Annotated in this window: 16 protein-coding genes; 11 read left to right on the top strand and 5 right to left on the bottom strand. The window is 49.7% G+C overall.

Translation table 11 applies throughout. The features are described from left to right. The first annotated feature begins 92 nt into the window (after positions 1-92). Entirely contained in the window at positions 93-2,753 is a 2,661-nt protein-coding gene (gene alaS / locus C7379_RS03870) for an alanine--tRNA ligase (RefSeq protein WP_116616117.1), read from the top strand. A gap of 531 nt (positions 2,754-3,284) precedes the next feature. Here the strand turns inward: alaS and C7379_RS13115 are convergent. Further along, positions 3,285-3,476, bottom strand: coding sequence for a hypothetical protein (locus C7379_RS13115; RefSeq protein WP_336469916.1), 192 nt, complete (start codon positions 3,474-3,476; stop codon positions 3,285-3,287). Between the two features lie 28 nt (positions 3,477-3,504). On the opposite strand from C7379_RS13115, the gene C7379_RS03865 reads away from it, so the two are divergent. Next, positions 3,505-4,251: a metallophosphoesterase gene (locus C7379_RS03865; RefSeq protein WP_336469915.1), complete on the top strand. Its 747-nt coding sequence runs from the start codon at positions 3,505-3,507 to the stop codon at positions 4,249-4,251. Further along, on the top strand, positions 4,241-4,891 hold the full coding sequence (locus C7379_RS03860) for a SprT-like domain-containing protein (RefSeq protein ID WP_116616115.1): 651 nt from the start codon (positions 4,241-4,243) through the stop codon (positions 4,889-4,891). The genes C7379_RS03865 and C7379_RS03860 overlap by 11 nt, the downstream gene beginning before the upstream one ends. 42 nt (positions 4,892-4,933) lie before the next feature. Here the strand turns inward: C7379_RS03860 and C7379_RS03855 are convergent, their stop codons facing one another. Then, positions 4,934-6,382: an ATP-dependent DNA helicase gene (locus C7379_RS03855; protein WP_116616114.1), complete on the bottom strand. Its 1,449-nt coding sequence runs from the start codon at positions 6,380-6,382 to the stop codon at positions 4,934-4,936. 137 nt (positions 6,383-6,519) lie between these two features. On the opposite strand from C7379_RS03855, the gene C7379_RS03850 reads away from it, so the two are divergent. The 3 genes from C7379_RS03850 to rsmD all read left to right on the top strand — a co-directional run bounded on the left by C7379_RS03850 (position 6,520) and on the right by rsmD (position 8,426). Further along, positions 6,520-7,002, top strand: a complete 483-nt coding sequence (locus C7379_RS03850) for a hypothetical protein (RefSeq protein WP_207773388.1) — start codon at positions 6,520-6,522, stop codon at positions 7,000-7,002. A gap of 69 nt (positions 7,003-7,071) precedes the next feature. Then, positions 7,072-7,866 (top strand): DUF3822 family protein, encoded by a 795-nt coding sequence (locus C7379_RS03845; RefSeq protein ID WP_243406704.1) that lies wholly within the window; start codon positions 7,072-7,074, stop codon positions 7,864-7,866. Continuing rightward, on the top strand, positions 7,866-8,426 hold the full coding sequence (rsmD, locus tag C7379_RS03840) for a 16S rRNA (guanine(966)-N(2))-methyltransferase RsmD (RefSeq protein WP_262500755.1): 561 nt from the start codon (positions 7,866-7,868) through the stop codon (positions 8,424-8,426). Before C7379_RS03845 ends, rsmD begins: the two co-directional genes overlap by 1 nt. Positions 8,427-8,430: 4 nt before the next feature. On the opposite strand, the gene cls is transcribed toward rsmD, so the two are convergent. The 3 genes from cls to dnaG all read right to left on the bottom strand — a co-directional run bounded on the left by cls (position 8,431) and on the right by dnaG (position 14,172). After that, positions 8,431-9,855, bottom strand: coding sequence for a cardiolipin synthase (gene cls / locus C7379_RS03835; RefSeq protein ID WP_116616111.1), 1,425 nt, complete (start codon positions 9,853-9,855; stop codon positions 8,431-8,433). Between the two features lie 30 nt (positions 9,856-9,885). Further along, entirely contained in the window at positions 9,886-11,601 is a 1,716-nt protein-coding gene (locus C7379_RS03830; RefSeq protein WP_116616110.1) for a hypothetical protein, read from the bottom strand. Between the two features lie 588 nt (positions 11,602-12,189). Next, the gene (dnaG, locus tag C7379_RS03820; protein ID WP_116616108.1) at positions 12,190-14,172 is read right to left on the bottom strand and encodes a DNA primase; all 1,983 of its coding nucleotides are present in this window, start codon (positions 14,170-14,172) and stop codon (positions 12,190-12,192) included. Positions 14,173-14,389: 217 nt separating this feature from the next. Between dnaG and C7379_RS03815 the strand changes: the two genes are divergently transcribed. The 5 genes from C7379_RS03815 to C7379_RS03795 all read left to right on the top strand — a co-directional run bounded on the left by C7379_RS03815 (position 14,390) and on the right by C7379_RS03795 (position 19,996). Then, positions 14,390-15,256 carry an electron transfer flavoprotein subunit beta/FixA family protein gene (locus C7379_RS03815; protein ID WP_116616107.1) on the top strand — a complete coding sequence of 289 codons (867 nt, stop codon included), beginning with the start codon at positions 14,390-14,392 and terminating at the stop codon, positions 15,254-15,256. 35 nt (positions 15,257-15,291) lie between these two features. After that, positions 15,292-16,314, top strand: coding sequence for an electron transfer flavoprotein subunit alpha/FixB family protein (locus tag C7379_RS03810; RefSeq protein WP_116616106.1), 1,023 nt, complete (start codon positions 15,292-15,294; stop codon positions 16,312-16,314). A 59-nt stretch (positions 16,315-16,373) separates the two neighbouring features. Next, positions 16,374-18,095 carry an acyl-CoA dehydrogenase family protein gene (locus C7379_RS03805; RefSeq protein WP_116616132.1) on the top strand — a complete coding sequence of 574 codons (1,722 nt, stop codon included), beginning with the start codon at positions 16,374-16,376 and terminating at the stop codon, positions 18,093-18,095. Between the two features lie 245 nt (positions 18,096-18,340). Next, on the top strand, positions 18,341-19,552 hold the full coding sequence (locus C7379_RS03800; protein ID WP_116616105.1) for an L-serine ammonia-lyase, iron-sulfur-dependent, subunit alpha: 1,212 nt from the start codon (positions 18,341-18,343) through the stop codon (positions 19,550-19,552). Between the two features lie 36 nt (positions 19,553-19,588). Further along, positions 19,589-19,996 (top strand): hypothetical protein, encoded by a 408-nt coding sequence (locus C7379_RS03795; RefSeq protein ID WP_116616104.1) that lies wholly within the window; start codon positions 19,589-19,591, stop codon positions 19,994-19,996. The last annotated feature ends 110 nt before the right edge of the window (positions 19,997-20,106 follow it).

The following is a 20,106-nucleotide window of genomic DNA, read 5'->3' as shown; positions in this document are numbered from 1 at the left end:
TAAACCTTTGTCACTCACGGGCATTATGCCATCTTTTTTGTAACTTTGCACGAAATTATACAACAGAAAAACAACATAAATAGATAATTGAGATGATGACAGCCAACGAAATACGCGACGCTTTCAAGAAATTTTTTGAGTCAAAAGGTCACGTAATAGTCCCGTCCGCCCCGATGGTGGTCAAGGACGACCCGACGTTGATGTTTACCAATGCCGGCATGAACCAATGGAAGGATATTATCCTCGGCACCAAAGACCCTGAGCCTCGACGCCGAACCGACTCGCAGAAGTGCCTACGCGTGAGCGGCAAGCACAACGACTTGGAGGAGGTGGGCTACGACACATACCACCACACCATGTTTGAGATGCTGGGCAACTGGAGCTTTGGCGACTACTTCAAAGAGGGTGCCATAGACTACGCATGGGAGTTTTTGGTGGACGTGCTGCGCATAAATCCGGCCGACCTGTACGTGACGGTCTTCGAAGGCTCGCCCGAGGAACGCATACCGCGCGACGAGGAAGCGGCCAAGTATTGGGCCAAGCACGTGCCACAAGACCATATCATCAACGGCAACAAGCATGACAACTTCTGGGAGATGGGCGACACAGGCCCTTGTGGTCCATGCTCGGAAATACACATAGACTCTCGATCGGCCGAGGAGAAAGCCAAGACACCGGGCCGCGAGCTGGTGAACAAGGACAACCCACAAGTCATCGAGATCTGGAACATCGTGTTCATGCAGTTCAACCGCAAAGCTAATGGCACGTTAGAGCCATTGGCCATGAACGTGATAGACACGGGCATGGGCTTCGAGCGGTTGGTGCGCACGCTGCAAGGCAAGCAGTCTAACTACGACACCGACATCTTCCAGCCCATTATCAAAGAGATAGAGATACACTCCAAAAAGAAATATGGCTTCACCACCCCGTCCGGACCTCACGGAGCGCCAGCCAGCGAGCAGGAGAAAACAGATATTGCCATGCGCGTGGTGGCCGACCATCTGCGCACCGTGGCATTCTCCATCGCCGATGGGCAACTGCCCGGCAACGCCAAGGCAGGCTACGTTATCCGCCGCATATTGCGACGAGCCGTGCGCTACGCGTACACGTTCTTAGGGCAACGCAGCCCGTTCATGTTTAAGCTGCTGCCCATATTGATACAAGAGATGGGCGCCACCTACCCCGAGTTGCCAGCCCAACAAGAGCTTATCAGCCGCGTGGTGAAAGAAGAGGAAGACAGCTTCTTGCACACGCTGGAGAAAGGCATCCAGCTACTCAACAGCAACATGGACGAACTGAAAGCCAAAGGACAGACGCGTCTGGACGGCGCCAACGCTTTCAGATTGTTTGACACTTACGGTTTCCCACTTGACCTCACGGAGCTTATTTGTCGCGAGCACGGCTTTACAGTGGACGCGGAAGGCTTCAACGATGAGATGGACAAGCAAAAATCGCGCGCTCGCAACGCGGCGGCGGTGAAGAATGGCGACTGGGTGACGCTGCGAGAGGGCGAGCAGGAATTTGTGGGCTACGACTACTCGGAATGTGATTGCCACATCTTGCGCTACCGCGAAGTGACACAGAAAAAGGGTGTGTTTTATGAGCTGATCCTTGACCAGACACCCTTTTATGGGGAAATGGGCGGACAAGTGGGCGACCAAGGAACGCTCAAGAACGAGCACGAAACGGTGAGCGTGGTGGACACCAAGCGAGAGAACAACCTGAGCGTTCACATCGTAAAGAAACTGCCGCAAATCCCCGAGGCGAAATTCAAGGCATGCGTCGACGTGGAGAAACGCGAAGCAAGCGCGGCCAATCACACGGCCACCCACCTCTTGGACTACGCCCTGAAACAAGTGCTGGGAGACCACGTGGAGCAAAAAGGCTCGTATGTCAGCCCTGACACGCTGCGATTTGACTTCTCACACTTCCAAAAAGTGACCGACGAGGAGCTTCGCCAAGTGGAGCGATTGGTAAACAAGCTCATCCGCGCCGACTATGCGCTCGACGAGCATCGGGACACCCCCATAGAAAAAGCCAAGGAGATGGGGGCCGTAGCCCTTTTCGGAGAAAAATACGGCGACAAGGTGCGCGTGGTGCGATTTGGCCCAACATGTGAGTTTTGTGGCGGCATTCACGCCAAGAGCACCGGCGCCATAGGCATGTTCAAGATTATCTCCGAGAGCAGCGTGGCAGCGGGTGTGCGCCGTGTGGAGGCCATGACGGGCAAGACTTGCGAGGAAGCTATATACGTATTGGAAGACACCATGAAATATATTCGTGGCATGCTCAACAATGCCAAAGACCTGAAAGCCACCGTGATGAAGTTTGTGGACGAGAACGCTCGCATGAAAAAGGAAGTGGAGAGTTTTCGCGCCCAAGCCGTGGAACGCACGGCAAAAACGTTGGTGGAACGCATGAATGTGGTAAATGGCGTGAACGTGGTCAAGGCTGTGATACCGGCGGAACCTGCTTCAGCCAAAGATATCGTGTTCAAAATTCGAGAGCTTGTCGGCGCAAATTTGTTGTGCGTGCTGGGTTCCGTATATGGCGGCAAACCCATGTTGTCAGTCATGTTGTCTGACGACATGGTGAAAGAACATCATCTCAACGCAGGTAATATGGTGCGCGAGGCGGCCAAACTCATTCAGGGCGGTGGTGGCGGACAGCCCCATTTCGCCCAAGCTGGCGGCAAAGACAAAGACGCTCTGTCTGTCGCGGTAGACAAGGTAGTGGCTTTGGCAGAACTGTAATGGTACCTACTACGATGGGAGGGAGGCCTTGCGGTCTTCCTCCCATTGTTTTTCTTGGACTTTTGCAAGCTCTTTATAATTTTGTGTTTTGGTGGTATTTACTCGGCATGACACTTTGCTTAATCCGTCCCACACAAATAAACACAATCAATAAGATGGAATAACAAATGATGAAATAACATCACAACTGTCTTTTATTCATTTTATTACAAATACAAATGGTTGGGACAAAAACCATCAAATCTTTACTTCTTCTAATAATTCCTTATACATTGTTAATGCGTCTTGATATTACCATAACATGCGTTAAAAGGCTATCTTGTGTTGTGGTTTTGTTATTATCTTTGTCACTGCTATGTACAAGTTATGGATTATAATATTTTTTATTCTGCCACTCGTTGGTATGGTTTACAGCTTATGGCACGTTTGGCATATATTACCAATACCAAATATTTATAAATACATTGTTGTCGGGATATTGGCTACTGTGGTATGCTGGTTTTTCGGAAACTTTGCCATCTTTAATATAGATCACTGGCCCATGCCCTTGGCTCGTGCGTCATACCAGATAGGCAACTCGGCTATATTCATTTTGATGTACACAGTCTTGATATTTATAGCTTTAGACTTGGCACGCTTGGCGCATATTTTACCACGAAGTTTTTTGGTTGACAGTTGGAAAGGCACGCTTTCGGTAGCTGCGGTGTTAATGGCGATATTCATATACGGCTACTTTCAATATCGCAACAAAGTGAGAGTACCTATAAAACTGCAAACGAACAAGACGACAGGCAGTGTGAAAAAAATAGTGATGTTATCCGATCTGCATGTGGGTTATCACATTGATCGCAAAGAACTAAGTTCATGGGTGGACAAAATCAATGATGAAAACGCCGACCTTATACTCATCGGCGGAGACATTATAGACGGCCGAATGCGACCGCTGATTGAGGAAAACATGGCCGAAGAGTTCAGAAGGTTTAACGCTCCGGTATATGCTTGCATAGGCAATCACGAATATTACACGGGCAAAAAAGCGGCCGAGAAGTTTTACAGAGAGGCCAATATCAATTTATTGATAGACCAAACAGTCACCGTCAAAGGTATCAACATCATCGGAAGAGATGACAGAACGAATGAGAAAAGATGTTCGTTGAAAGACTTGACCGGCCATTTGGACATGCGGAAATTTACTATTTTGCTTGACCATCAGCCTTATCATTTGGAGCAAGCAGAAGAAGCGGGCATCGATTTCCAATTGAGTGGGCACACCCACTATGGTCAAATGTGGCCCATCAACTGGATAGAGGACGTGATATACGAGAAGGCTCACGGTGCGTTGACAAAGGGAAATACCCAATATTACATTTCCAGCGGTATAGGCATATGGGGTGCCAAGTTTCGGTTGGGCACCCAATCAGAGTATGTGGTAGCCCAATTACCAATAACCATAAAGCAAAACACCGCAAAAAACAAACGTGACAGGAATGCAAATTGACATTCATTGGCTCGAAAATTGGTTTGACAGATTTAACGCACAGTACTTTGATAACAATCTGCCCAAACCGAGATTTCACATTGGACGAGCAAGGACACAGTTAGGAACAATGTCGTTCAAGCGCAAAAGAACTTGGGGGCGAACGACGCGATATGACTTTGCCATCGGCATAAGCAATTATTATGACCAGCCAGAACACGGTTTTAAGAGCGTACTCTTGCATGAGATGATTCATCTTGCCATAGCCCATAGTGGCGTGAGAGATACCTCGCCACATGGCGTGTTGTTCCAAAAGATGATGCGACAACTCAACCACGATGGGTGGGACATACGTGTGTCGACACGAACGCAGGGTTTAGAGTATGCAAAATTGGATAAGGAAGAAAACAAGAGAGAGTTTGTGGTGTTGGCAATAGAAATGTCAGACGGCCGTTGTTTTTTGTCATCCGTCAATCCCAAATGTGCCCATCAGCTCAACGCCGAGCTATCTCGCATCAAGGAAATAGCCCATTTCGCGTGGTACGTAACGACCGACAAGTGGTTTGAAAGAATGCCAAGAGTACGCAGTTTTCGCGGCCGACGCGTCAGCTCTCAATTGTTCAAGGAGAAAACTGAGGCCATGAAGCCATTGCTGTTTTAAACGCAAGACGCTCGCCTCGCCCACTTTCGACGCCCGCCCTCGCTATTCGGCAACTTGACTATCGGGCCAATTGACCAAAAAAAGTTTGTCGGTAGCGCGAGTAAAAGCGGTGTATAGCCAATGGATATAATCGGGCGTGAGCATGTCGTCTGTCATGTATCCTTGGTCAACGTACACGTGTTGCCACTGTCCTCCCTGCGCCTTGTGACAAGTTACGGCATATGCGAACTTTACCTGCAAGGCGTTAAAATAGATGTCTTGGCGCAATTTGGCGAGGCGTTGGGGCTTCGTGGGCAAGTCCGCATAATCTTCCATCACCTTATTATACAAGTCCTCCATTTGCTCTCGAGAGAGTGCTGGCGCGTCGGTAGTGAGCGAATCCATGACGATTGTGACCTGTAACTCAAAGTCGTCGTAATCTGGAAATCGCAGCCACACGTCCGCAAAATGAAACCCATACAGCTCTCTGACATTGCGAACACGTAACACTTGCGCACGATCTCCATTGGCAAGAAAAGACGGCGCCTTGACATCGGCGTCAGCCTCGCCCTTTGAAACATTCTCGGTCCAAAAATAATTGTTGCGCACTATCATCAGCATATCATTCGAACAAAGCACCTCCTCACGGTCGAGTACCGCGTTACGGATGCCCTGGTTGTAAACATTGGCCCGCTTGTTGGATCGGGTTATGACGATGGTCTCATCCTCTCCCATTTGGCTATAACTTGTTTCCAAACTCTCAACAAGGTCTGCACCCGGCAGTTTCATAATATCCGCGAAACCCTTTAACGATATCCTTGGCAGACTGATAGGCTCATCGCGCGCCATCATTTGGCGGATAAGGGTGGCATTATATAGTATACCCGAATCCGCACTCTGTCTTAAAACCTCATCCAAATCACACTCATACACCCGCATGCCATATCCCGCGAGCACATCAGCACAAAGCGCCGGGGCCTCGGACTCACCCACGGGGGGCAGCTGCGCACAATCGCCGATGAGTAAAAGACGGCAATTGTCTCCGGCATAAACATATTTCATAAGATCGTCCAACAAACTGCCCGAGCCAAAAGCATTGTCTCCAGACGGATAGTTTGACACCATGGAGGCCTCGTCGACGACAAAAAGCATGTTACGATAACGATTGTCATTGAGATTGAACACGCCATCAATACCTTGGTAAGCTTTCTCCCTATAGATGCGTCGATGCACTGTATATGCAGGCATTGCACTGTTGAGCGACAACACTTTGGCCGCGCGCCCTGTGGGAGCCAACAGCATAAGTTTTTGCCCAAGACGCCTAAGGGCATTCACCATGACACTGGCAATGGTAGTTTTGCCTGTTCCCGCCGATCCTCTCAGCACCATCACCGCGTTTGGCGAGCGGTCGGCCAAGAAGCGCGCGAAGGTCGCGAGGGCGTTGCGCTGGTCGTCGGTGGGGGCGAAATCGATGTTTCGCAGGATATAATTGATAAATTCTGTTTGTGTCATAGCGCATTAGAGCGAAAAAACATCCATATTTATATAAAAAGACTGACAGCTCGCGAAGATATGTATCGATATTTTAGTACCTTTGCAAAAGTAGGCCTTTGTTGGACGAAGACAAAGTTAACGATAAAAGCCGAGAAATGAATATAGACCTGAAAAATAATTATATATTGAGCGGCTGCGCACTCACACTGCTTGTTTTGTGCGCGCTAAGCCTTCACCGTCCTGCACAATTTCAGCGTGAGCAGGCGGCAAGGGAGGCGGTAGTAAAGCGCAGGCTGTTGACGATAAAAGCCGCCGAGGAGCGTTACAAATGCCAAAACACGGTATATACAGGTAGCTTTGACAAACTGGTAGAAGCCAAATTGATAGCCGACTCCACAAAGATTATTCCCTTCTCTGACAACAAACCTTTCTCGCTCGAGGCTACCACTATCATTGGTAAGAGCGGCAAGCAAATACCTTTGATGGAGTGCAGCGCGAGCTACAAGGATTACCTGAACGGACTGGACGATGATGCCATAGCCGAAATCACAGAGAAAGCCAACGCCATGGGGCGTTTCCCCGGGCTCAAGATTGGCGATATCAACGAGCCTAACGATAATGCGCCCAATTGGCACTGACCGCCATCCCATGGCTTCAGGCAGCCTTTAATAGCAACAAGATGAGCCTTTAACGACAACATGAGCATGATGAATTACACCCAACCACCCCGAATGACCATACGCGTGAGCAATGGATCGCTCGCCTTTGCCATCGCCGAGAAAGAAACCGAGGAGCAGATAGTCTACAAACCATACACTATCAAGAGCGGCGTTTCCATCGCGGCCAATCTTCGGGAGGCTTTCAAAACAGAGCCGTTGTTACGCCACGACACCCACAGAGCTCGCGTCTTGGTAGACGAACCAGTGCTATTGATCCCCATAGAAGAATATAACGAGCAAAACATGAGCACCCTATACCACCACAGCTTCCCCGGAACCGAAGGCTGTGCCGTGCTGGGAAACGTACTGCCAGAGCTTAAGGCCGTGGCCATCTTCGCGGTGAACAAGGATTTGAAGATGGTGGTGGAGGATCACTACACAGACGTAAAGTTCACCGCGCTGATGCAACCCGTGTGGCGATACATGCACCATCGTAGTTTCATAGGCATTCGCCGCAAACTCTTCGCCCATTTTCACGACGGATTGTTAGAACTTTTCAGCTTTGAGCGCAACCGCTTCTTGTTCAGTAACAGATATGATGTCAAGCACTCCAAAGACGCGCTTTATTTCATCCTTTTTGTATGGAAAGAGTTGGCTTTAGACCAACTCAAAGACGAACTATACCTCTCTGGCGACATCATTGACCGAGAAAACTTATTGCACGACTTGCAACTTCACCTCAAAAAAGCAAGTGCAATAAACCCCTCGGCCGACTTCAATCGCGCGCCAATGACTCGCATCAAGGACATTACCATGGACCTATTGACTCTCTATTTGGGTTAATCAAACCAACCAAACATACCACACGTGCCATGAGAATTATCACCGGACAATATAAAGGCAGGCATTTTGACATACCACGCACGTTCAAGGCGCGCCCCACAACAGACTTTGCCAAGGAAAATATCTTCAACGTGATGAACGGATACATAGACCTCGAGGGTGTCTCGGCTCTCGACTTGTTTGCCGGCACGGGCAGCATCTCCTTGGAACTACTGTCGCGTGGTTGCGCCTCGGTGGTGAGCGTGGAGTCTGACAGAGACCACGCCCACTTTATTAAGCAATGCATGCAAAAGCTCGGCACCACATCAAGCATCCTCGTCAAAGGCGATGTCTTCCGTTTCGTGAAATCCTGCCACAAGGCGTTCGATTTCATTTTTGCCGACCCTCCTTACGCGTTGGAACAATTGCCAACGCTCCCAGACCTCATATTTCAACATCAACTGCTCAACGAGGATGGTATTTTTGTCCTCGAGCACGGCAAGAAGTATGATTTCTCCGCACACGAACACTTCGTGGAACACCGTGCTTACGGCAGCGTGAACTTCAGCATTTTCAGATAGATCGCTACATGAGCGGGCTGACAATACGAAGCGCGCTCTCACACAGTCTGGTTAAAAAAGAGCGACTCTCCACCTCGCGCACCTCTTCTATGAGCTGGCAATGTTTTTGGTCATTCAAGAAAACACGCTTTATTCTCAACGCCATGTCACGATCGTAAAAGAAGATGTTAGACTCGAAATTATGCTCGAAGCTACGAAAATCCACGTTGGTGCTCCCACAGGTAGATATCAAGTCATCACTCACCAACAATTTGGAGTGATTAAATCCATCAGCGTACAGATACACCTTGACTCCCGCCTCGAGCGTCTCCATGACGTATGACATGCTGGCCCACTCCACTATTTTTGTGTCACTGCGGCGCGGAAGCATCAACCTCACGTCCACACCAGTGAGCGCCGCCGTGCGCATGGCAAACATGACCGGCTCTGAGGGCAAGAAATAGGGACTCTCCATATACACATATCGTCGTGCCTCGTACAATATTCTGACATAGCCTTGCATGATGTCGCGCCACGGAGACACGGGCGAACTCGTTACCACCTGCGCCAAACAGCTATTGCGTATCATTGGGTTTTGCTCGGGATAGTAATCATGGTTGGTAATGAGCGTACGGTCCACGAAATACCAATCCACCAAAAAGGCTCGCTGAATGCCATACACTGCCCCACCCTTTACCATCAGATGAGTGTCGCGCCAAGGCATGTCTCCCAATCCCTTAACGTAGCGTGTGGCAATATTGTAACCACCGACAAAGCCAACAGAGCCATCGATCACAATGAGCTTGCGATGGTTACGATAGTTCACCTTGGAGGTAAACAAAGGAAATTTAACAGGCATGAAGGCGTGAACATCCACGCCACCATTGCGCATGCGCTCAAAAAAAGAGTTTTTCACACGCCAACAACCCACGTCGTCATAGATGACACGCACCTCCACGCCCTCGCTGGCCTTGTCTATCAAGGCATCGGCCACAAGGTTGCCCAGCTCGTCGTCGTTGAAAATGTACATGCCTACATGTATATGGTGGCGTGCCTTGGCTATCTCGCGCAACAGGGCAGGAAAGAACTCGTAGCCGCTTGTGTATATCTCCGCCTCATTGTCCTTGAACGGCAACGCCATATTCTGGTTGTAGAAAAAATATATCAACGACCGATACGACAGAGGCATCGTCAGGTCTTCTTGCTCCAAAAACTCTGTCATGGACCGCTTGGTGAGCTGATCAAGCGATGTCTGGCTGATGTAACGCTCCTTGCGCCGGTTCTGACCGAAAAAGATATATAGCACCAACCCTACCAAAGGCAGGAACCACAACGCCAAAATCCACGCCATGGTCTTGGCCGGTTGGCGATTGTCCATCAATATCCTGACCATCACTCCAATGATGATCACACCATAAAGTGCGCCCCATATCCAATGCAAATATTCCATATCACAAGCCACTTAAACTGTCATACCACCTCACTCTTGTTTCTTCTTCTGTATGTATGCCAACTGTTTCAAAGCAAAACCACTACTGGCAGGATCGGACAACAACTCTTTGAGCAACAGCTCGGCCTCATCATATCGCTTTGATCGCACCAACAAGAAAGCCTTGCGCCGACGCAAAAAACTCATGAATGTCGCCACCTCGCGCATAGACTCGTCGCTCCTCAGCCCAGCGTCGCTGTTAAACATGGCCGACAAGTCGTCCAAAAAAGAGTCGATGAAAAACATGGCTCGAAAGTCATGCCCATTTACCAAGCAGTTTATAAACATTTTCATATAGTCCACTCGGCGAACTTGCAAAGTGATTTGGAGGTAGTATGACGCCTTACGATATTGGCGCAAATGGGTATAACAAGCTCCCACCATATAGCATATCTCCATGAAAGCGGCCCTTGCCGCTGTTGGCATCTGATAGTAACTTTCCTGCATCTGCTCGAAAATATTTTCCAAACAGCGTACGCTCTCATAGAAACGGCCTTGATCATAAAGAGCCCTGCCACGTAGCAGCGCCTGTCCGTAACGTGGGTTGCGCAGGCTACAAAGCATATTTTCCTCCTCGTTCATGTCCGCCACATTTCCATTTTGCTCCTTGGCCATTGCCTCTTTCCAAACGTATCTAAAACGTTCCAACCGTTTCTGCGAGGGCTGCAAGTCGCAACCCATGAGCACACTACACATCTGTTTGTGCCGGTCCATGTGCTGTTCGCTCACCGCTCGGCTCATAGACACTGGCGTTAACGCCATTGTAACACGATAGTAGAGGGTATCGGGCGTTTGCCCTTCTTGCTTGAAATGGATAGTCAGATGGCGCATCCGCACAGGGTCGCGAGGGTCGTAATAGTCGAGCAACGCCACTGCCGAGTGGCACATAAACCGTCCTTCGTCCACGAGCGCCGTTTTTACGTCGAAGGAGGCGATAGCATCTGGATTGTCAATCATCACCACTCGTTCGCCGCGCGTCAGCGAAAAATGTCTCATTACGATATCCGTCAATCCCATTGCGGAAGCCAAAAGCTGTTGCAGTGGCACCGTAGCTCCGTCGTTGTGCCAATCAGGCCCCGCCTCTTGGTACATCATTTCCAATTCGCTGACAAGAAACTGCTCTCGCTGCTTTGTCGCGTCACGTTTTTCGGCGTCATGATTGAGCGCGCCCTTGGCGTCGTCAAGCCGCTCTTTGATGACGGAAACAAAGTCGTGGTGCCATTTGAAAGCCTCTTGCATAGCTCTCTCTAACATCTCCTTGGCCTTACCCTCATCGAGCAACAACATGCCCATTATGTGCACATGCACCTTGCCACGAGTTCCGTCTATCGAGTAGACGAGCCGGCATATCTCCGCTTGAAAGTTGATATCGTTGCATACCTGGCGCACCGTCTCTATATAGTCAAGCTCCGTCTCGTAAAAAAAAGGATATAGCAAGCGCACGTATGGCTCCGCGTTTTGCACGTTAAGCCTAAAATGCCCACTCTGATACTGATAAGTGCCGATATAGTTTCCGTCGTCTTTCTCCCATTGCACCGTGCAATTGAGTATGTCCAACGCACCGCTCACAACGCGTTTCATGTGGGCGGCGTCGAGGTTACCAAGTCCCACACGTGCGTCATGGCGCATGTATCGCAACACAAGCGTCGCTACAACCGCAGCACATGCGATAGCCAAAACCACAAATATGATATAAATTTTTATCATGCTCTGACTGCAAACTTACTGAAAATAAATGATAAATGCTTTTTTTTGAGCTACAAAAATGCTTTTTGTGCCACAAAATACACTATGAAACCATCCACTGCGAAACATTCGATACACAAAAAGGGCGCACTGGAAAACAACAATATGAAAGGCTTGAAAAAAACTGACAAAAGCACGTTCAAAACTCGCGTATTTACAAACCATAGGCACCTTGGGCGCAAATACGCCAAACACGAGCGTTTTTCACAATTGTCTACAGGGCAACAAGTTAGAGAGAATCGGAAGAAAATCAGACAAAAAAGTTTTCAGCACAACATACCATTAAGGCCTAATCGCAACGGGATTAAGCCTTTGACGACGGACGATTAAAGCCAAAACGACTCTTCATTAATACCTAATCGTGCCACCATTGCTTACCAATGGCATCTTGGGCACAAGAAAAAGGCGCCCACAGCGCAATTTTGACACGACACGATGACTTTTTCATCTCTAAAACAGCAACTCCTCAAAGCCCTGTTTTCGTGATAAATATTTGACAAATAACACAAGGCACCATCGCCCACACAAAGCCAATCGATCTTTAGAAATCTAAAGCACAATGTTGCTGCCCAACTGTTTAGCCAACTTGTTGCGCATGTTCTGCATGTCCTGGTATTCTGCCAAGAGCTCTGCCAAGAGCGTGGCATCTGTACCCGCCTGGCTAATTTGCGTTTGCAAGTCTTTGAGATGATGCTCCACATAGTCCATGCGAAAATCGAGAAGCAGATGGTTTGTCTGGGCGCGCAAATCGCGCAAATCGTTTTCTTCACGTACTTTTCGATCTTCCTCGCCAACAGCTTGCTCCTTCTTCACGTTCGGCAAGTGGTAACTGTCCGCTGTCATGGCGATGGCAACCTTGCTCATACGAATGTCATCGTGATGCACAAAATAGGTCTCGGCCACGAAATTGGCGTCGTCACTCATGGCTACAGCCTCTCTCAAAATATCGTTGTATACTGGCTCTTGAAAAGCTAAGTTGTCACGGTCAAGGCTATAATGGATATATTGCGCCACCGTGAAATCACGCACATTACCCTCTTCGTCTTCCACATTCTCATAGATAACGCGCTCGCCATGCCGCACCACTATCTGCGTGAGCAGGCTCTCCACCTTGGCTGCCTGCCTCAATGGGTCGGCGGAGGTGATGGGAGGGATTTCCGCGGCCGCGGTCACGGAGGAAGGCTCTGCCCCAACCTGCTCTGGCTCCAAGACCTTTTTGGAACGCCGATTGCGAATAAGGATATTCATTTGGCTGATGAGCGAGTACTCTTTGGTACCCGTGCGAATGGCGCAATCGTGAATGTAAGAGTCGCGGAGAATTTGGTTTTGTACATGCGACACCGACTCTATGATGGAACCAATAGCAGCAGTGCGCTTGGCAGGGTCGGTTTCGCCCTTGAGCAGCAAGTCTGACTTGAAGCGTATGAAATCCACGGCATTTCTTTCAACATATTGTTTAATCTCGTCGGCCGTGTGATTACGGGCGTACTCATCTGGGTCTAATCCGTCTGGCATGAGCACCACCTTGAGGTTCATGCCCTCTGAAAGAAGCATGTCAGTGCCCCTTAAGGCGGCGTGAAGCCCCGCCTCGTCATTGTCGTAGACAAGCGTGATGTTTGACGTGAAGCGATGCAACGTATGTATTTGGTGGTAGCTAAGCGCCGTGCCTGAGTTGGCCACGACATTCTCTATGCCGCTCTGGTACATGGAGATAACATCGGCTTGTCCCTCTACCAAGAACACTTGGTCTTCCTTGACAATAGCTTTTTTGGCCTGCCAAATACCATATAGCTCGCGGTCTTTTTGGTAAACGTCGCTCGCTGGCGAGTTGACGTATTTTTGGTTTATACCCTTGGTTCGGCTGTCCAAGACACGAGCGGTGAAGCCCACCACCTTGCCGCTCACGCCTATCCACGGGAACACCACTCGCCCGGCATAACGATCTATTAGCTCGCCATGATCGGTTTTGAAACAAATGCCGGTGGACAGCAAGAACTCCTCTTTGTATCCTTGCCGCAAAGCCTCAAGACCAAGAGCCTGACGGTCAAGCAAGTCATAGCCCAGCCGAAACTTCTTGATGACATCATCGCGAAAACCCCTGCCACGAAAATACCGCAAGCCAATGGCCACGCCATCAGCATGGTTGTGAAGCAAATCCTCAAAATACTTGCATGCCCACTCGTTGACTATGAACATGGACTCGCGTTTGCCCTGCTCCTCTTTCTCCTCGTCGGTGAGTTCACGCTCTTTGATCTCAATATGGTATTTGTTAGCGAGCCAACGCAAAGCCTCAGGATATGTCATCTGCTCATGTTCCATGACAAAATTGACAGGCGTTCCACCCTTGCCACAGCCGAAACAGTGGCACGTGCCACGAGCCGGCGAAACAAAAAAAGATGGTGTTTTCTCATTGTGAAACGGGCAAAGCCCCTTGTAGTTGGCCCCCGCTTTCTTGAGCGCAACGAACTCTGACACCACCTCCACGATATTGGCGGCATCCTTAATTCTCTCTACGGTTTGTCGGTCTATCATATATAATCCAGTCTCGATGTAGGGCAAAGGTACGCTTTTTTCTCTGCCAGATGATACAAAAAAGGCTAAAATTAATATCCAATCGCAGATGTCACACAGCCAAGAAACGCATCAGGATGCACATAGACACTGTTTTTGTGCGTTTTGTTTGGTCAAGACACAAAAAAATAGTAATTTTGCTGGGTAGTACACATATATTATATATAGCATAAAAAACATGAAACTCAAAATAGTTGTGCTTGCCAAGCAAGTGCCTGACACAAGAAATGTGGGCAAAGACGCGATGACCGCACAAGGCACGGTGAACCGAGCCGCTCTGCCCGCCATCTTCAATCCAGAAGATTTGAACGCTTTGGAGCAGGCTCTTCGCCTAAAAGAAAGCCACCCGGGATCTACCGTTGGCGTGCTCACGATGGGGCCTCCAAGAGCCGGTGAGATTATTCGTCAAGGGCTATACCGTGGCGCGGACACTGGCTGGCTGCTCACAGACCGCAAGTTTGCGGGCGCGGACACGTTGGCTACGTCGTACGCCTTGTCTATGGCTATACGCAAGATAGGGCCGGTGGACATCATCATCGGTGGCCGCCAAGCCATTGATGGCGACACCGCACAGGTGGGACCACAGGTGGCTCAAAAATTAGGGCTGAACCAAGTGACCTATGCCGAGGAGATTTTGAAGATAGAAAATGGGCATGCCACCATTCGCCGATACATCGATGGCGGCGTGGAAACCGTTGTGGCTCCACTCCCGGTGCTGATCACCGTGAACGGAACGGCCGCTCCGGCGCGCCCATGCAACGTGAAGTTGGTAATGAAATACAAATACGCCACCTGCCCCATGGAGCGCAAAGGAGACGAGCCATGGGCGGCCCTCTACGAGTCGAGACCTTACCTTACGCTCAACCAATGGAGCGTGGCAGACGTTAATGCCGACGAGGAGCAGTGCGGATTGTCGGGCTCGCCCACTAAGGTGAAGGCCGTTCAGAACATTGTGTTCCAAGCCAAGGAAAGCAAAAAAATGACTGATAGCGACGCAGACATCGAGGGATTGATGAAAGAACTTATCAGCGAAAAAATTATTTGACAACATAGACCGTGCCTTCGGGCCATCCAACAAATATGAATAACGTTTTTGTATATTGCGAAATAGAAGGGACAACCGTGCAGGAAGTGTCTCAAGAACTACTGAGCAAAGGTCGCAAATTGGCCGATGAGTTAGGCGTAAAACTACATGCCGTAGTGGCTGGCGCAGGCGTTAAGGGGAAAGTGGAGAGCCAAATTCTGCCCTACGGAGTGGACAAACTCTTTGTCTTCGACGGCGAGGGACTTTTTCCATACACATCCGCACCTCATACAGACATACTTGTAAACCTATTTAAAGAGGAGAAACCGCAGATCTGTTTGATGGGCGCCACCGTCATAGGACGTGACCTTGGCCCACGCGTCTCTTCCTCGTTAACCTCCGGATTGACGGCCGATTGCACGCAATTGGAAATCGGCGACTATGAGGATAAGAAATCGGGCAAGCTCTACAAGAACTTGCTCTACCAAATCAGGCCCGCTTTTGGCGGCAACATAGTGGCCACCATTGTGAACCCTGACCACAGACCGCAAATGGCAACCGTGCGATCAGGCGTGATGAAGCGAGAGATTGTGGATAACGATTACAAAGGCGAGGTGGTTTATCCCAACGTTGCCGACTACGTACCAGAGACCGATTACGTGGTGAAAGTGATTGACCGCCATGTGCAAGCGGCACAGAATAACCTCAAGGCTTCGCCCATCGTGGTGGCTGGTGGCTATGGCATGGGATCGAAAGAAGCTTTTGCAAAGCTATACGATTTGGCCGATGTGCTGCACGCCGAGGTGGGCGCCAGTCGCGCTGCCGTGGACGCAGGATGGCTGGATAACAGCCGTCAGGTAGGACAAACTGGCGTGACAGTGCATCCGAAAGTGTATTTCGCGTTTGGCATCTCGGGACAAATCCAGCACATAGCCGGCATGCAAGACGCTGGCATCATTATTGCCGTGAACAACGATCCGGACGCTCCCATCAACGCCATAGCCGACTATGTTATCAACGGTAACGCCGAGGAGGTCATCCCCAAGATGATAAAATACTACAAACAAAACAGCAAATAACACGCCTTCCGCGCTTCTTGGCACGGACTTCAATGACGAAACAGAATAAAATCAGCACCATGTCCAATTATTATACAGACCATCCCGAGATAGGATTTCATCTCAACCATCCATTGATGAAGAGGATCGTGGAACTAAAGGAACGCAATTACGCTGACCGGGACAAGTTCGACGAGGCTCCCGTAAACTATGATGATGCCATAGAGAATTACAAGCAACTACTCGAAATAACGGGTGATATCACGGCCAACATTATCGGTCCCAACTCTGAGAGCGTGGATCAGGAGGGACCTCACCTCGAGAATGGCCGTATGCTTTACGCCTCGAAGACCAAAGAGAACTTACAAGCCACACGACAAGCTGGCCTTTGGGGAGTGTCCATGCCACGTCAATATGACGGCTTGAACATTCCCATCACCATTTTCTCAATGCTTTCAGAGATGATGGGCATGGCCGACTCCGGCTTCCAAAACATTTGGAGTTTGCAAAGCTGCATAGACACATTGTACGAGTTTGGCTCTGAGGAACAAAAAGAAAAATATATTCCTCGTGTCTCCGCTGGCGAGACAATGTCCATGGATTTGACAGAGCCAGACGCAGGATCGGACCTGCAAAGCGTGATGCTCAAGGCCACTCAAGACAAGGACGGCACATGGAGGCTGAATGGAGTAAAGCGTTTTATCACCAATGGTGACTCTGACATACACTTGGTTTTGGCCCGATCGGAAGCAGGAACGAAAGATGGTCGAGGCCTGTCCATGTTCATTTACGACAAGCACGACGGCGGAGTGACCGTGCGCCACATAGAGAACAAACTCGGCATTCATGGCAGCCCAACCTGCGAATTGGTCTTCAAGAATGCTAAAGCGGAGCTTTGTGGAGACCGCCGCATGGGTCTAATCAAATACGTGATGAGCCTGATGAACGGCGCTCGCCTTGGCATTGCCGCCCAATCAGTGGGGCTGTCACAAGAGGCTTACAACGAAGCTGTGAGCTACGCAAAGGCTCGCGCACAATTCGGCAAGAACATTATCACCTTCCCCGCGGTGTACGACATGCTGTCTCGAATGAAAGCCAAGCTCGACGCCGGACGTGCGATATTGTACCAAACATCGCGCTACGTTGACATTTACAAAACGCTTGAGGATATCTCAAAAGAGCGAAAGCTGAGCCCCGAGGAGCGAAACGAGATGAAAACATACCATCGTCTCGCCGACGCGCTTACCCCTTTGAGCAAGGGAATGGCCTCTGAATACGCCAATCAAAACGCTTACGATTGCATTTCGGTACATGGTGGCTCTGGTTTCATCATGGAATACAAATGCCAACGTTTATACCGCGACGCTCGAATATTCTCAATTTACGAGGGCACCACACAGTTGCAAGTGGTGGCTGCCATCCGTTTCATCACCAACGGCACCTACCTTGACATCATCCAAGAGTTGCTACAGGGTGAAATTTCCGATGAGCTGAAGCCCTACCGAGAGCGCATTGCCCATTGCGTGGAGCTGTACAGACGGGCCATCGAGAAAGTAAAGGCAGGCACAAACCAAGAGCAACACGACTATTTGGGACGCCGCTTGTATGACATGACGGGCGAAATCATCATGTCACTGCTGCTTATCAATGACGCCTCAAAAGCTCCAGAGCTTTTTGCCAAGAGCGCAAGGCTTTACACTCGACTGACAGAAGAACATGTTGTCGGACACACTGCATTCATCGAATCTTTTGACATCACCGACCTTGATGATTGCAAGTTTGTATCCGTAACAGAGGCATGACCGCGGCATGAACAAACAAAACAAGTCTCACCCACTAAATATGTGGGTGGGGCTTTTTAATATTGAAACAACATAAAAACACTATTCCCAAAACTATAAACGTTCATTTCACATAACGTAAAGATAGTTTTTTACCATGTAAAAAGTATTCTTGTAAACCGTGAACGTCTATTTTATACAAAACAAACATCCCTTTCACACATCACTAACACCCCAATTTATAAGGATTATAGCAAAAAACAATTATGAAATCACTGCGTGAGATTTACCGCATAGGTAAAGGTCCTTCGTCGAGTCACACCATGGGACCACAAAAAGCCGCCCAAGTTTATTTATCCAAACATCCCAACGCCAAACGTTTTCGCGTCACGTTGTATGGCAGTTTGGCCGCCACGGGGCGCGGGCATATGACCGACGTGGCCATCACTGAGGTGCTCAGTCCCACGGCGCCAGTGGAGATCGTATGGGAAAAGAGCGTGTTTATGAAGTTCCATCCTAACGCCATGCTCTTCGAAACCGAAAAGGGAGAGCCATGGAAGGCATACAGCGTGGGCGGCGGCGCTATCTCTGAAGGCCCTCATCCCACAGGATTGTTTCCCGAAAGCAAGGATATCTACAAGCTCACACACCTCTTGGATATCTTGGATTGGTGCGACAAGAATGGTCGTACCCTATGGGAATACGTAGAGGCATACGAGGAACCGTCCATTTGGAACTATCTATTGGAAGTGTGGGAAACCATGAAAGAGGCCGTTGAGCGTGGTATCAACAAAGACGGAGTTCTACCCGGACCTCTCAACTTACAGCGCAAGGCATCGTCCTATTACATCAAAGCCACAGGATATAAGCAGAGCTTACAGACTCGCGGACTGGTCTATGCCTACGCCCTTGCCGTAAGCGAGGAAAACGCATCGGGAGGCACTGTTGTCACGGCGCCCACCTGTGGCAGTTGCGGTGTCTTGCCCGCCGTACTCTATCACCTTGCCAGTGGGCACAATTTCAATGACCGCAAGATTATCCATGCCTTAGCCACGGCTGGTCTTATTGGCAACATCGTCAAAGAGAACGCCTCCATATCGGGTGCCGACGTGGGTTGTCAGGGTGAAGTGGGAACGGCTTGTGCCATGGCCTCGGCAGCCGCCTGCCAGCTATTTGGCGGCAGTCCGGCACAAATAGAATACGCTGCAGAGATGGGGCTCGAACACCATTTGGGCATGACATGCGACCCTATATGCGGACTCGTGCAAATTCCTTGCATTGAGCGCAACGCTTTCGCAGCCACCCGCGCCCTTGATTGCAACCTCTATGCGTCGTTCAGCGACGGCAAACATCGTGTGGACTTTGACCGCGTGGTGGAGGTGATGAAACAAACTGGGCACGCTATTCCGTCACTTTATAAAGAGACATCAGAGGGCGGACTGGCCACAGCGCTCGACTATTTCTCCTATCCTGAGTAAACTTTTCAGCACCCAGCCTTCATACAACATCAATCCATGAGAAAAGTTATTGTTGTTTTTTTCGGTTTGACAGTATCGTTCATGGCATCCACTTCCTGCCGAATGCAACCGTCACATAACCTTGGCGATACCGTTGAGGCCAAATATTTCGAGCCAGCAGACACGGCCACGCTTGTAGCCATGCGCGCCAAAGCAACTGATACAACAACCGTGGACAGCTCTGACATTTTCTATATCGGCAACGCTTCCACACGCCGCCGCGTGCAGCTCGTGGGCTATCCGCATCGGCAAGACAGCGCCATATACACCAAAGGCAAACACGTCAAGGTGACAGGCAACGCCGACTTTGGGCACGTGGTTCGTGCAAAATTCTACATAACCGACAAGGGCGACACCCTTGTCACACTGCTGGAAGAGTGGAAGCCAGCCGCCGCGAACCCATAAAGAGGGCCTTTGCACCTAAAGCGTGCCGCCCGATGGCGTTTTCGTCACGCCAAGACGCACATGTTCCTCCACACGCAAGGCCCGCGCCGTTTATGGCGCGGGCCTTGCGT

This window comes from Hallella colorans (assembly GCF_003096815.1).
Taxonomy (GTDB): Bacteria; Bacteroidota; Bacteroidia; order Bacteroidales; family Bacteroidaceae; genus Prevotella; species Prevotella colorans.
This window is presented reverse-complemented; position numbering and strand designations above follow the sequence as displayed.